This window comes from Paraliomyxa miuraensis (assembly GCF_026337845.1).
GTDB classification, from domain to species: Bacteria; Myxococcota_A; Polyangia; order Nannocystales; family Nannocystaceae; genus Paraliomyxa; species Paraliomyxa miuraensis.
Genome location: NZ_JAOVZF010000156.1, coordinates 45,305 through 57,956 on the forward strand (window position 1 = coordinate 45,305; position 12,652 = coordinate 57,956).

The 12,652-nt window shown below is 68.2% G+C and carries 14 protein-coding genes; 8 read left to right on the top strand and 6 right to left on the bottom strand.

The annotated features are described in order from the left end of the window. Positions 1-79: 79 nt before the first annotated feature. Positions 80-727, top strand: a complete 648-nt coding sequence (trmB, locus tag OEB96_RS25605; protein ID WP_266219356.1) for a tRNA (guanine(46)-N(7))-methyltransferase TrmB — start codon at positions 80-82, stop codon at positions 725-727. Here trmB and OEB96_RS25610 read toward each other — a convergent pair. Further along, a complete protein-coding gene (locus OEB96_RS25610; RefSeq protein ID WP_266219357.1) occupies positions 700-1,191 on the bottom strand; it encodes a hypothetical protein in 492 nt (163 codons plus the stop codon). The genes trmB and OEB96_RS25610 overlap by 28 nt on opposite strands. On the opposite strand from OEB96_RS25610, the gene OEB96_RS46715 reads away from it, so the two are divergent. Continuing rightward, on the top strand, positions 1,107-1,349 hold the full coding sequence (locus tag OEB96_RS46715; protein WP_407674677.1) for a hypothetical protein: 243 nt from the start codon (positions 1,107-1,109) through the stop codon (positions 1,347-1,349). The two genes, OEB96_RS25610 and OEB96_RS46715, sit on opposite strands and share 85 nt — an antisense overlap. Positions 1,350-1,429: 80 nt before the next feature. Continuing rightward, complete coding sequence (locus OEB96_RS25615) at positions 1,430-2,461, top strand: HlyD family secretion protein (protein ID WP_266219358.1); 1,032 nt, start codon at positions 1,430-1,432, stop codon at positions 2,459-2,461. 250 nt (positions 2,462-2,711) lie between these two features. Here OEB96_RS25615 and OEB96_RS25620 read toward each other — a convergent pair whose 3' ends face one another. Genes OEB96_RS25620 through rpmH form a run of 5 tightly spaced genes read right to left on the bottom strand, consistent with a single transcriptional unit; the run spans position 2,712 to position 5,826 of the window. Next, complete coding sequence (locus OEB96_RS25620; RefSeq protein WP_266219359.1) at positions 2,712-3,269, bottom strand: Jag family protein; 558 nt, start codon at positions 3,267-3,269, stop codon at positions 2,712-2,714. Positions 3,270-3,318: 49 nt separating this feature from the next. Continuing rightward, entirely contained in the window at positions 3,319-4,959 is a 1,641-nt protein-coding gene (gene yidC, locus OEB96_RS25625) for a membrane protein insertase YidC (RefSeq protein ID WP_266219360.1), read from the bottom strand. Further along, on the bottom strand, positions 4,956-5,255 hold the full coding sequence (gene yidD, locus OEB96_RS25630) for a membrane protein insertion efficiency factor YidD (RefSeq protein WP_266219361.1): 300 nt from the start codon (positions 5,253-5,255) through the stop codon (positions 4,956-4,958). The genes yidC and yidD overlap by 4 nt, the downstream gene beginning before the upstream one ends. After that, complete coding sequence (gene rnpA / locus OEB96_RS25635; RefSeq protein WP_266219362.1) at positions 5,252-5,677, bottom strand: ribonuclease P protein component; 426 nt, start codon at positions 5,675-5,677, stop codon at positions 5,252-5,254. The genes yidD and rnpA overlap by 4 nt, the downstream gene beginning before the upstream one ends. Then, a complete protein-coding gene (rpmH, locus tag OEB96_RS25640) occupies positions 5,677-5,826 on the bottom strand; it encodes a 50S ribosomal protein L34 (protein WP_266219363.1) in 150 nt (49 codons plus the stop codon). Before rpmH ends, rnpA begins: the two co-directional genes overlap by 1 nt. An 822-nt stretch (positions 5,827-6,648) precedes the next feature. On the opposite strand from rpmH, the gene dnaA reads away from it, so the two are divergent. From dnaA to recF, 5 genes are all read left to right on the top strand, one after another. Beyond that, entirely contained in the window at positions 6,649-8,001 is a 1,353-nt protein-coding gene (gene dnaA / locus OEB96_RS25645; protein WP_266219364.1) for a chromosomal replication initiator protein DnaA, read from the top strand. Between the two features lie 551 nt (positions 8,002-8,552). Next, on the top strand, positions 8,553-9,674 hold the full coding sequence (dnaN, locus tag OEB96_RS25650; protein WP_266219365.1) for a DNA polymerase III subunit beta: 1,122 nt from the start codon (positions 8,553-8,555) through the stop codon (positions 9,672-9,674). 171 nt (positions 9,675-9,845) lie between these two features. Beyond that, positions 9,846-10,454 (top strand): hypothetical protein, encoded by a 609-nt coding sequence (locus tag OEB96_RS25655; protein ID WP_266219366.1) that lies wholly within the window; start codon positions 9,846-9,848, stop codon positions 10,452-10,454. A 121-nt stretch (positions 10,455-10,575) separates the two neighbouring features. Beyond that, entirely contained in the window at positions 10,576-11,331 is a 756-nt protein-coding gene (locus OEB96_RS25660) for a trypsin-like serine peptidase (protein ID WP_266219367.1), read from the top strand. Then, positions 11,328-12,503, top strand: a complete 1,176-nt coding sequence (gene recF, locus OEB96_RS25665) for a DNA replication/repair protein RecF (RefSeq protein ID WP_266219368.1) — start codon at positions 11,328-11,330, stop codon at positions 12,501-12,503. Before OEB96_RS25660 ends, recF begins: the two co-directional genes overlap by 4 nt. The last annotated feature ends 149 nt before the right edge of the window (positions 12,504-12,652 follow it).

The following is a 12,652-nucleotide window of genomic DNA, read 5'->3' on the forward strand; positions in this document are numbered from 1 at the left end:
TGGACCACCGTTGGTGCCCTGGGGTCCGGCCAACACGGGGTTTCATGACCGCGTGCGCCGGCGTACGCTCCCGCGCCTCGTGCCTCGCCGAGTCCGACAGCACGTCAACCCGCTGGCCTCCCGCTACGTGGTGCCCCGGGCCCGCCCCGTGCGCATCGCGCCCGAGCTGGGCCCACGGCCGCGCGTGGAGGTGGAGCTGGGCTGCGCGGACGGCCAGTTCTCGTTCCAGCTGGCTCGGGCCCACCCCACCACGATGGTGGTGGGCCTGGAGATCCGCGAAAAACTGGTGGCCGCGAACGCAGCGCGTGCCCGGGCGGAGGGCCTGGCCAACCTCGCGTTCGCCTACGTGAACCTCAACGTGGACCTCGACCGGGTGCTGCCGCCGCACTCGGTGCAGGCCTTCCACCTGCTGTTCCCCGATCCCTGGTTCAAGGCCAAGCACCGCAAGCGCCGGGTGGTCGATCCCTGGATGCTCGAGGTGGCGTGCACGCGGCTCGTCCCCGGCGGCGAGCTGCACTTCGCCAGCGACGTGTTCGAGCTGGCGCTGGCGGCGATGGCCGAGATCGAGGATCAGGGCCCCGCCCTGGGCTTGCGCAACCAGCTCGGCCCGTGGCGGTTTTGGCGGGGCAACCCGTTTCCGGCCCGTTCACGGCGCGAGGACACCACCCTCGCCCGCGGCCAGCGGGTATGGAGGATGCGCTACAGCGCCTCGATGGCCGGCAGGTAGACCGCGTCGGGCAGCTCCTGACAGTTGCGATAGGCCTGTGCGGCCTTGAAGCTGGCGTCTTCGTCCTCGGCTTGGCCCATGCGCTCGGCCACCGTCTGCACGCACGTGCAGAAGCTGAGCGAGGCCTTCTCGTTCTCGGGCACGGCACAGTGTTCCGATTGCCGGGCGACCGACCAGGCCAGGAACGGGGCCTGGCAGTCCAGCGCGGGGAACTCGACCGCCAGGGTGCACTCGCACAGCGCCTCGTCGCGCGGCAGGCTCATCGCCTGCGTACAGACCGCTTGCATGTACGCGTCCTCTTGGCGCAGGCGATCGTCGAAGTCCTTGGCCCCACCGAGCAGGGCGTCGACCAGAGCGGGCAGCACCAGCCCCAGCAGCAGTGCGGCGAGGGGCAGCGCGACCAGGATCCCCACCACGAGCTCTCGGCTCCGGGACCGCGGCGGATCGTCGATGTCGGCGAGCATGGGCATCGGCAAGACCTCGATTTCGGGGCCAGTCTAGCAGCCCGCTCGGGGTCCGCCCCGCCACTCCCCGGTCCCCGAGCGCCGAACCGTCCCTCGGACCCCATCCACCTGCCATCCATCCCATCGCGCCCCAACCAACGGTCCCGCCGGGCTTGTGAAGCCTCCGCGCGCATACGATACTCCGCCCTGCTCACCCTCCGCTCCGAGGCCTGGCCCAATGCGCACCAGCACTCCGACCGTGTCCTTCGTCTCCTCGCTCGTCGCCGCCGCGCTGGCGCTTGCTCCCATGCACGCGGCCATGGCGGCCCCCGCCGACGCCAACGAAGGATCCGCCGAGGCCCCCACCGCCGAGGCCGAGCCCACCGCCGCCGAGCCGGCGCCGGAGGCCGAGCCACCCGAGCTCTCGGCCGAGGAGGCCCGCTACGTTGCCATGGAGACCGGCGTGACCGAAGCCAAGGCCCAGCTCGACGAGGCCAAGGCCAAGCTCGCGGGTGCCGCCGAGGCCGACGATCCCGAGACCGCGCTGGCCGAGGCCGAGGTCGACGTGAGCGAGGCCCAAACGGCCCTCGCGCAGGCCAAGACCGCCTACGACGAGACCAAGGCCGAGCTCGACGCCTCCAAGGCCGCGCTCGACGAGCAGAAGGTCGCGCTCGAGACCGTCAAGGGCAAGAAGGCCAAGGCCGCCGCCGAGGCCGAGATCGCCGAGAGCGAGGCCATGATCGCGGGAACCGAGGCGGTGCTCGCCGAGCGCGAGGCTGCGATCACCGAGGTCGAGGCCGCGATCACCGAGGTCGAGGCTGCAATCGCCGACGCCCGGTCCCAGGCCGAGGCCAAGGCCGCCGAGGAAGCGAAGGCCGCCGAGGAGGCCCGTGCCAAGGCCGAGGCCGAGGCCGCTGCCGCCTCGGTCTACGACGATCGTCCTCCCGAGCCGCGCATCGCCAACAAGCCCGCCACTGGCAAGGGTCTGATGATCGCCGGCGGTGTCGTGGGCGCCGCCGGCCTGGGCATGACCATCGCGTTCAGCCTCATGACCCGCAAGTGCGACTACGACGGCCCCCTTCAGTGCGGCCTACAGAACCAGGACAACTTCCTCATCCCGCTGGGCGCCGCCACCCTCCTCACCGGCGTGATGCTCCTGGGCGTGGGCGCCGGCTACAACGTCCGCTACAAGCGCTGGAAGAAGTGGTCCCCCGAGGACGACAAGAAGACCGCCTTCGTCCCCACCGCCACCCGCCACGGCGGCGGGCTCTCGTTGGTCGGCAGGTTTTAGTTTAGCCCCCCCGCATCCAGCGGTAGGCAAGCAGGCGCCTTGCTTGCCCCCCAAGGGGGGCTTTGGGGAGGCGTTTCGCGGCGCTCTACTCTGCGCGGCCCCGCAAATCCAGCGGTAGGCAAGCAGGCGCCTTGCTTGCCCCCCAAGGGGGGCTTTGGGGAGGCGTTTCGCGGCGCTCTACTCTGCGCGGCCCCGCATCCAGCGGTAGGCAAACAAGCGCCTTGCTTGCCCACAGTGGGCGAGCCTAGGTCTACGCCTGGGCGCTCTTGCTGCGCCGCTCGGGGAACACCACTACGTGGCGCTTGCGGCCCTCGCCCTCGGACTCGGTGGTCAGCCCCTCGATCTCCATGATCGCCATGTGAACCACTCGCCGTTCCATCGCGCTCATGGGCTCGAAGTGATACGCCCGGCGGCTCTCGAGCACCTTGCTCGCCACGCTCTGCGCCAGCTGCCGCAGGGTCTTCTCTCGCCGCGTGCGGTAGCCCGCCACGTCGAGCGTGATCCGCATCCGCGGAAACCCTTCCGCCTGCAGCACCCGCAGCGTCAGGTACTGCAGCGCATCGAGGGTCGCTCCGTGCCGACCGATGAGCAGGCCACCATCATCGGGTGAGGTGTTGAGATCGCAGTGCAGCCCGTCGTCCTCGATGTCGATGTCGACCTCGACCTCCACGTCCAAGAGGCCCAGCACCGTCTCGAGGAAGGTACGGACCACGGGAACCGCGGGACCGTAGCGCTCCTCGGCGGGCACGTCGGCTCCCGCTGCCTTCTTCGCACCGTCGCCGCCGTTGGGCTCGCGCTCGTCCGTCATGCGTGTGGCTCCTGGCATCTCGTCTCGTATCGCTGGGCGCCGTGCCGGCTCAGGTGGCGGGGGCCTCGGCGTTCTTGTTGGTGCCGACCTGGATGGCCGTCTGGACCAAGGACAGCACGATATTCGCGAAGATATAGACCCCCAGCCCCGAAGGCAAAAACAACATGAACACCGTGAACATGATGGGCATGACCCAGCGCATGAGCTTGGCCTGGGCGGCATCCATGGTGCTGGGCATCATCCGGTTCTGGACGATCATCAGCGCTCCCAGCGCAAGGGGCAGGATGTAGAAGGGATCCTGCTCGGTCAGGTCCGGCAGCCACAAGAAGGGCTCGTGGACCAGCTCGACCGCAGCCCCGAGCATCGAGTAGAGCGCAAACCAGATCGGGAGCTGGACCAGCATCGGGAAGCAGCCCGCCAGCGGGTTGACTCCCGACCGAGCGAACAGCGCCTGCATCTCCTGGCCCTGCTTGACGCGGTCGTCCCCGTACTTCTCCTTGATCTTGTTCATCTCGGGCTGGATCTCCTTCATCCGCTTCATCGAGCTCATCTGCTTGAGCGTCAGCGGAAGGGTCACCAGCTTGATGAGCACGGTGAGCAGCACGATCGACAGGCCCCAGTTCTGCACGAGGTCGTGGAACCAGCGCAGCAGCGCCAGCAGCATCTTGCCCAGCCACTCCGAGACCCCGCCGAAGAAGCCCCAGTCGATGGCCTGCTCGAGCTGCACGCCGCTGTCGACGGCCGAGAACGCCTTGAGACGCTCGAGCTCCTTGGGCCCCACGTAGAGCCCGAACACGTGCGTGCTCGCACGGCCCGGGGCGACCTCCTCGGACACCGTGCCCAGTCGGGTCTCGAGGCCCGCGCCATCGTCCGACAGCGCGAGCTCGCAGTCCTGGACCGGCTGCTTGGGCACGACCAGGCTGGTGAAGTACTTGCCGTCGACCCCGCCCCAGACCACGCCGGGGCCGTGCTTGATCGGGCCATCCTCGAGGTCGCTCTGGTCCTCGTCCTCGACGTCCTCGGGCGTGCGGCACACGCCCCGCCGAATGTCGTAGCGCGACTCGCTCTGCCCGATGCGCGTGCGCACGTGGACGCGGTGCGGCAGCGGCTGGCCGCCCTTGTTGCTCACCTCGACCTCGAGGCGCCCCTCGTAGCCACCGAGCAGCTCGAGACGCTGCGTCACCTCGAGCTTGGCGGTGCGATGGACCAGCGTGATGCGATCCTCGGTGACCTCGGTGACCTCGTAGGCGGCACCTCGCGGGACCAAGGGATCACCCTGATCATCGGTGATCGCGACCTCGAGCGTGCGCTTGCCCGCGAGGGCCAGGCTGTCGGTCGCGGTGGCGTGCCCCTGGAATTGCGTCGACAGCATCTGCACCGCCGACACCAACCCGCCGCGGCCCGGCGAGCGATTGGTGATCTGCAGCGCGAGCAGATCGTTGTGCAGCGAGTGCTCGACGACCGGGATCTCGGGAGTCGGCTCGGACTCCTCCGCCTCGGGCTGGCGCTCGGCCCCGCCACCGGTGCGACCCGCCTCGGTGCCCGCTTCCTCGGCCTCGGCCTTGGTCTCCACGGCCGCCTTGCCATCGGCGACCTCCTCGGTCGGCGGCGGCGGATTGAGCCCCTCGAAGACGATGAAGATCATGGCGCACAGCGCCACCGCCAGGAAGATTCGCGTCTGGAAGCTCATGGTCGTGCGCTCTCCTCGGGCGCAGCGCTCGTGGCGGCCGAGCCCTCCACTGAAGGCGGAACGGGATCGAAACCACCGGGATGGAAGGGGTGGCAACGCAGCACTCGCCGCAGCGCCAACCAGCTCCCCCAAAGCGGCCCGTGCAGGCGCAAGGCATCACCGGCGTAGCACGAGCAGCTCGGATGGAAGCGGCACGCCGGCCCCAGCGCCCACACGAGCATGGGCGACACCAACCATTGATAGACGCGGATCATGCCGAGCAACGTCCACGTCAGGACTCGCACCACGAGGCTCATCGCAACGTCCTCGCGGTCTTGGTGACGGTCTTGGTGACGACGGCCCGAATCCGTCCGGGCATCGCTCGCATGTCGTGGAGGAGGTCCTCGAGCTCGACTCCATCGGCGTCGCGCTTGGCCACCCAGACCATGTCGAAGCCAGCGGGCAATGCATGACGCTCGCGTCGAAACGCCTCACGCACCAATCGTTTGATCCGATTGCGCCTCACCGCCTTGGCTACCTTGCGCGTAACGGTGACTCCCAACCGGGTCTGCGGCAAATCATCGGTTCCCTCGGAGGGCGGGCTGACCGGAGCAACGAACACCAGGAAGAATCGCGTGTGGATCTTGGTGCCGCTGCGCTGGACTCGAAGGAAGTCCCGCCGGTGGCGGAGCCGAAGGCGCCGGGGAAGGCCCTCCCTGGCGCCCACCTGCAAGACCATTACTTGTGCCCGATACCCACCGTCAGCCGCTTGCGACCACGCTTGCGTCGAGCGGCCAGCACCTTGCGGCCGTGCCGAGTGGCCATGCGCGCACGAAAGCCATGGGTACGCTTGCGGCGGGTGTTGTGGGGCTGATAGGTGCGTTTCACGGGTGAGCTCCTGGGCGTTCCTGGGCGGCCGGTTCGAGCGCTTCGCCCGAGGTGCCGAAAACCCGAGCCAGTGACAGGGATCGACGAAGGCGAGTCCCCCGGCCCGGGCGAAAACGAGGGCGGATCGATAGCAGCGGCCTCCTAGCCTGTCAAACCCCGGCCGCCCCGCAGAAGGCGGTTCCATGAACGGCGAAGGGAGACGAGGGGAGGTCGATCTCACCCCCCGGCTGCCGCGCCGGCCGCCGGTTTGGCACGCAGTCGATCGAACCGAGACTCGATCCGAGGTCGCGCTCGCAAAGTGGCTCGACAAGCCGACTTGCGAGTGCGCGTCTCCGCAAGGCCGCTCGCCACGGGGGCAGTACGAAACGCGACCGATTTCGACCCGAAATTGTCGTGGGATCTCGAATGGATCGACAGTTCCGGCCTATGGGCCGAGGATCTCGAATTCGCTCGCGACCGGCCTGACCGATCGTAGAATTCAACGATCTCAACCGGTTGAGATCCTGCGCGAACGCCGGGCTTGCGACACGGTTGTGACCCGGTTAGAAGCCTTGCCCCTTGGTCGCCGCGCTTCGTCGTTCGCGCTGCGGCCGCGCCAGTACTCGTGGATCCCCCTAGGCTGCCCGTCAGCCGAAGCCAATCTCCAGGTCGCGCCGCGGCCGGGGACGGGGGTCGCGGGCCTTCCTCGAAATTTTGGCCCACAGGTTGGTCCAAGTGACCCCCAACCTGTGGATGGAAGCCTTTTGTCCACAGGAAGACACAAGTGATTCCAACCATTTCCACACTTCTCCACAGATTGGCTTCCCTGTGGACGCGAGGGCTATGACGGACATCTGGACCGAAGCGCTGCGTGGATTGCAGCCTCGACTGGGGCGCGAGACCTACGACCTTTGGCTGCGCCCGCTCGAGCTGGTGGCTGCGGATGAAGCGCGAGTGCGCCTGCGAGCCCCGAGCCAGTTCATGAAGGAGTGGTTCGAGAACCACTACCTCGCCGCCGTGCTCGACGAGATGCGCACCCGAGTGGAGGAGCTCCCGACGATCGAGATCGAGGTCGTGGTCGACGCGGGGACCGAGGCCGCTCCCGTCCAGGCCGCTCCTGCGCAGGCCCCTCCGCCCGCGAGCCCCAGCCCGGCCCCCGCCCCCGCGGGCTTGGCCGACCGCTATCGCTTCGACACCTTCATCACCGGCGCCAGCAACGAGCTCGCGGCCTCGGCCGCCGCCGCCGTGGCGGAGGAACCCGGCCAGCGCTTCAACCCGCTGCTCCTCTATGGAGGGGTGGGGTTGGGCAAGACCCACCTGCTGCACGCGGTCGGCCACGCCATCCACGAAAACCACCCCCAGCTGCGCGTGGTGTACCTGTCGGCCGAGCGCTTCATGAACGAGTTCATCTCGGCCGTGCGCTACAACCAGTTCGACGAGTTCCGCCAGCGCTATCGCGAGGACTGCGACGTCCTGCTCATCGATGACATCCAGTTCATCGCGGGGCGCGACCGCACGATGGACGAGTTCTTCCACGTCTTCAACGCGCTCTACGAGGCGGGCAAGCAGATCATGGTCACTGCCGACCGCACGCCCAGCGACATGCAGGGCATGGAGGAGCGGCTCACCTCGCGGCTCAACTGGGGCCTGGTGGCCGACGTCAAGGCACCCGACCTCGAGACCCGCGTGGCCATCCTGCGCCAGAAGGCCGAGCAGGATCGCATCGCCATCCCCGACGACGTGTGCGTGCACCTGGCCACCCTGGTGCGCTCCAACGTGCGCGAGCTCGAGGGCGCCCTGGTGCGCGTGGCCACGTTCGCCTCGCTCAAGGGCAAGCCCATCACCGAGGCGTTCGTACGCGAGGTGCTCGGGGAGACCGCCGAGGCCGAGCGCCGCAACGCCCCCATCACGGTCGAGGCGGTGCAGAAGGCGGTCGCCCAGTACTTCTCGGTGCGCATCGCCGACCTCAAGGGTCAGCGCCGCCACAAGGGCATCGCCCGGCCTCGCATGATCGCCATGTACCTCAGCCGCGAGCTCACCGGCGCCAGCTTTCCCGAGATCGGCCTGCGCTTCGGCGGCAAGGATCACAGCACCGTCATCAACGCCTGCCGGCGCATGTCCTCGATCCAGGAAGACGATCCCGAGCTGCGTGCCACGATCCACCAGCTCCGCGCCCAGCTCATCGCGCGTCCGTAGGGGGCTTCTCGAGCACCGGCGGCCCTGCGGGGCCGTCGCCTCACGGCGCTGCAGGCCGCCGACATCGACGCGGCCCTCGTCAACGGCCCTTCCAGGGCTTCGCTTGGCGGTCCCTCGCGGGCCGCCCCTGTCTTCGGCTCTCGGGCTCCCGTGCGGACCGAGGGTCGGTGGCGGCGTGGCCGGCGATCGCTGTGGATGGGCAGTGGACAGGGCTGCGATCAACCCGGGGAGCATTCTGTGGAGCCCGCGACCCGCCGAGCCATCCCCGGCCATCCACAGCACCCACCCCCGGGCCATCCCCACCCCGTGACAGGAACCTTCACCAATGATATCGAGCGACTACGGTGCGAAGCCCAGTCCTTGGCCACAGCTCCACAGCCCAGATCCAGACGACGAATTCTATTAAATTCATTCAAGGGTTAAGTCTCTACCCGCGCCTGCACCAGCCCCGCTCGCACCACGGCTCGAGCCTCCTGCAGGTCGGGTCTTGGCTTGCTCGCTCGCTCGCGTCACTCTCCCTCCGCTTGCCCTGACCCAAGGAGCCCTCACTCATGGAATTCGAGATCGACCAGGCTCGATTCTTGTCCGCGCTTTCGCTGGCGCAGACCGTGGCCGACAAGCGCGCCACCATGCCCGTGCTGGCCAATGTGCTGCTGCGCGCGAGCGCCGATGGGCACGTGGTGTGCTCGACCACCGACATGATGATCTCGCTGACCGAGCAGATCCCCGCCGATGTTCGCAAGCCAGGCAGCCTGACGGTGGGCGTCAAGCACCTGCACGGCGTCATCAAGACCCTCCCCGGAGGTGACCTCCGCTTTCGTGGGCTCGACAACCACTGGGCCGAGATCGTCGCGGGCAAGAGCCAGTTCAAGCTCATGGGCATGCCCGAGAACGACTTCCCCGCGCTGCCCGACCCCGAGCGCGGCGCCAAGGGCCAAAAGCCGGTGTCGTTCGCCACCATCACCGGGCACGTGCTGACCGACCTGATCCAGAAGACCGAGTTCTCGGTCTCCACCGACGAGGCGCGGGTCAATCTGAACGGCGTGCTGCTCGAGAGCGACGGCACCACCGCCACCATGGTCTCCACCGATGGGCACCGGCTCACCAAGTACGCACGGCCGCTCGACGGCCTTCGGCTCGACAAGGGCATCATCATCCCGCTCAAGGGCATGCGAGAGATCCGGCGCGTGCTCGATCGCGTGCCGGGCGAGGTGCAGCTCGGCATCGGCGACCAGTGCCTGTTCTTGCGGGCGGGCGAGCTGACCCTCTCGGTGCGGCTCAACAACGTCACCTTCCCGCCCTACAAGCAGGTGATTCCGGCCAACCACAAGCGCGAGGTCAGGGTCGCGCGCGACGAGCTGCTCGGCGCCCTGCGCCGGGCCGAGGTGATGGCGCCCGAGAAGACGGCCACCGTTCGCGTGCGGCTGTCCGAGGGCACGCTCGAGCTGACCGCCGACAACCCCGATCTCGGCGTGGCGCATCAGGAAATCTCGGTCGACCTCGAGGGTGACGGGCTCGAGGCCGGCTTCAACGCGCGCTACCTGATGGCGGCGCTCGAGGTGATCGACTCGGAGGACGTGCGGCTGCAGTTCCAGAACGAGCTCGACCCCTGCGTGATCAAGCCCGGCGACGAGGCCGAGTTCCTCGCGGTGGTCATGCCGATGCGGATCTAGTCATGGCCCCCGCAACCGGCTTGGAGCTGGCGGGCAACCAGGTGCCCCAACCAGGTGCCCCCAAGGGGAGCAGTGTCGGGCCCTTCGAGTGCAGCTCCCTGCAGCCGGGTCGGCGCTTGCCCCGAACTGGCGCTTGATGCGCTGAGCTAGTTCGGAGGTACGATGAGGCGAATGGCCAGCGGGGTGACGAGGGCAGGTGTGCTATCGGCGGCGATCGTCGTGCTGGTGGCGTGCCCCGTGCAGGAGGGCTCGGGGACGGGGGGGAGCGAGGGGCCGCCGCAAGAGACGGTGGACCCGCCTGCGGTGGTGCCGAGCAGCATCTGCGATCCGGGGGAGGGACTCGACGAGTCGGGCGCGGTCATGGGAGACGAATGCCCCGAGGTGACAGGGGATGCGATCCGCATCGACTGGTATCCCGAGCGCGTGATCAAGCGTCAAGCCCGTAGCTCGATCTTCTTCAATGCCAAGAACCTGCTCCGCGAGCGGGTCGAGGTCGAGTACGAGGCTACTGCACGAATGGTGGGCCGTGATGACGCCTTTGCGATCCGCATCGCACAGCCGCAGCGCACCTTCGACCCCATTGGTGGCGGGGTGACCCAGCTCGATCTCCAGCTCGGTCATGCTCTCAACGTGCTCACGGAGGGGGACGTGGAAGTGAGGGTCAGTGCCCGCCTGTTGCGGCCCACCGAGACTCCCATGATCGAGATGTCTCGGGTCGTAGTCACCACCAAGCTCGATGACGATGGCTACATCTACGACATCGACTTCGTGGAGTGGTAGCCGCCGATGGCTCGCGGGGGTCGTCCTTGGCGGCTTGGCCGGAGTCCTCGAGCCTTCGTCGCTGCATGCCACATGCACGGTCCCCTACGGTCCCGGGTCGGCAGAAGCGTGCAATATACGGGTGAGCTGCCGTGACGATCTGCCCGAGCGGCGTGCGGTGGCAAAGATCCGCGCTCCGTCGATCGAAGGGACGGCAGCGGGGTCCGGGGTGCTCATCAACAATGGTTTTGGCATCGATGGAGCGCCGTACCTGCTGACCGCGACCCATCTGATCGACTTCGATCACAACGAGTTCATCACCGATGCCGAGGCCAGCCACTTCGGCAGTCACGCGGAGTTCTTCTTCGGGCTCGACGCGGATTGTGATGGGCAGAACGTGGTCGAGCCCTATGTCGTTCAGGGAGCGATCGTGTTGGCTCTCGATGAGAGCTTCGACATGGCCCTGCTCCAGCTCGACGTGGCGACGGCTGATCTCGTTGCCCATGGTAATCCATACTTTGCAGGTTGGGACCTCACGGCAGAGCTGCTTCCGCTGTATGTCCACGCCATCCACCACCCGTGCTGCGATACCAAGATGATCTCGGGAGGAGAGTCCCCGACCGACTACAATGGTTACATTCGGCTGGATGGGCTCACCTGCGGTGGGCTGCAGGATGGATCCTCGGGGGCCCCGTTGTTCAACACGGCTACGGGTGATCTCATTGGCATCCTCAAAGGTACCGTCTTGGATGGCGTGGGTCCTCCGGTCGTGGGCGCCGACCTATGCGCTGGCGAGAACCCCGACATCGCCTTCAGTCCCTTCAACGACTTTGCCTCCCAGTTCCTCAGCGCCCTCGACGCTGTTCCGCCCTACGATCCCGGATCCGAGGGTTCGTGAACATCCAAGCCCTCTCCGTCCACGACTACCGGAACCTCGCGGAGGCGGAGCTCTCGCTGGGGCCCGGCTTCACCGTGCTGCATGGGCACAACGGGGCGGGCAAGACCAATGTGCTCGAGGCGCTCTACCTGGTGAGCACGCTGCGGTCGTTTCGAACCAGTGACCTCGGGGTGGTCGTGCGCAGCGGGACCGAGGCGTCGCGGGTGGTCGTGCGCGGCTTCGATGCTGGGCTCGGGGTGAGCAGTACGCTCGAGGTGAGGCTCGAGCGGCGCGGGAGCACCACGCGGCGAGTGGCGACGGCCGACGGCAAGACGGTGCGCTCGGGCGCGCAGTTCTACGGACGCGTACGCGCGGTGTTGTTCACGCCCGAGGATCTGGGAGTGCTGCGGGGTGGACCCACCGGGCGTCGGCAGTTCATGGATCGCGTGCTGTTCGGGCGCGAGCGCGGGCACATCGCCGACGTGCAGACGTACGAGAAGCTGCTGCGCTCGCGCAACCGGATCCTGCGCGAGGAGGGCCTGCCCGCGGCGGAGCGCGAGCGCCTGCTGGGGACCTATGAGACCGGCCTCGCCCAGACGGGGGCCCGGCTGTGGACGCGTCGGCTGGAGCTGCTGCACGAGCTCCAGGCGCGATTCTCCGGGGCGTTCGCGTCGATCCACGGCGAGGCCGGCGAGCAGGCCGACCGCGGCGGGGCAGGGCCGGTGGCGTCGCTACGCTACGAGTGCAAGCTGGGGCCGGTGAGCGCCGCCGAGCGCGAGCCCACCCTGCTGCAGGCGCTGCTGGAGAGGCGGGCGCTCGACGAGCGACGCGGCGGCACCAGCGTCGGTCCCCACCGCGACGACCTGGTGGTGCTGCTCGATGACCAGCCCGCCGGTGACTTCGCCTCGCAGGGGCAGTCGCGCGCGCTGGTGCTGGCGTTCAAGCTGGCCGAGGTCCAGACGGCCCGCGAGCGCAGTGCCGACGGTACGCCGCCGCTGCTGCTGCTCGACGACGTCTCCAGCGAGCTCGATCCCCGTCGCACGGCGCTGTTGTTCCGCACCCTCGGCGAGCATGCCGGCCAGTGCATCCTCACCACCACCTCGCCGCGCTACATCGACCTGCCAGCCCAGGTCGAGACACGGCGGTATCGCGTGGACCAGGGTACGATCACGCCCGACCCGGCAATCGCCTGAGCACCCTGGCCACTGGCCAAGCGGTCCCGGGCGCCCCTGGGCAGTGCGCCGAAGCGGTTGTCGGAGGGGACCCGAACACACCGAAATCCTTGGGTTTATTGCTAGAGCGACGGCTGGTCCCGGGATCGGGGCCGTGCTATGGTCCCGCC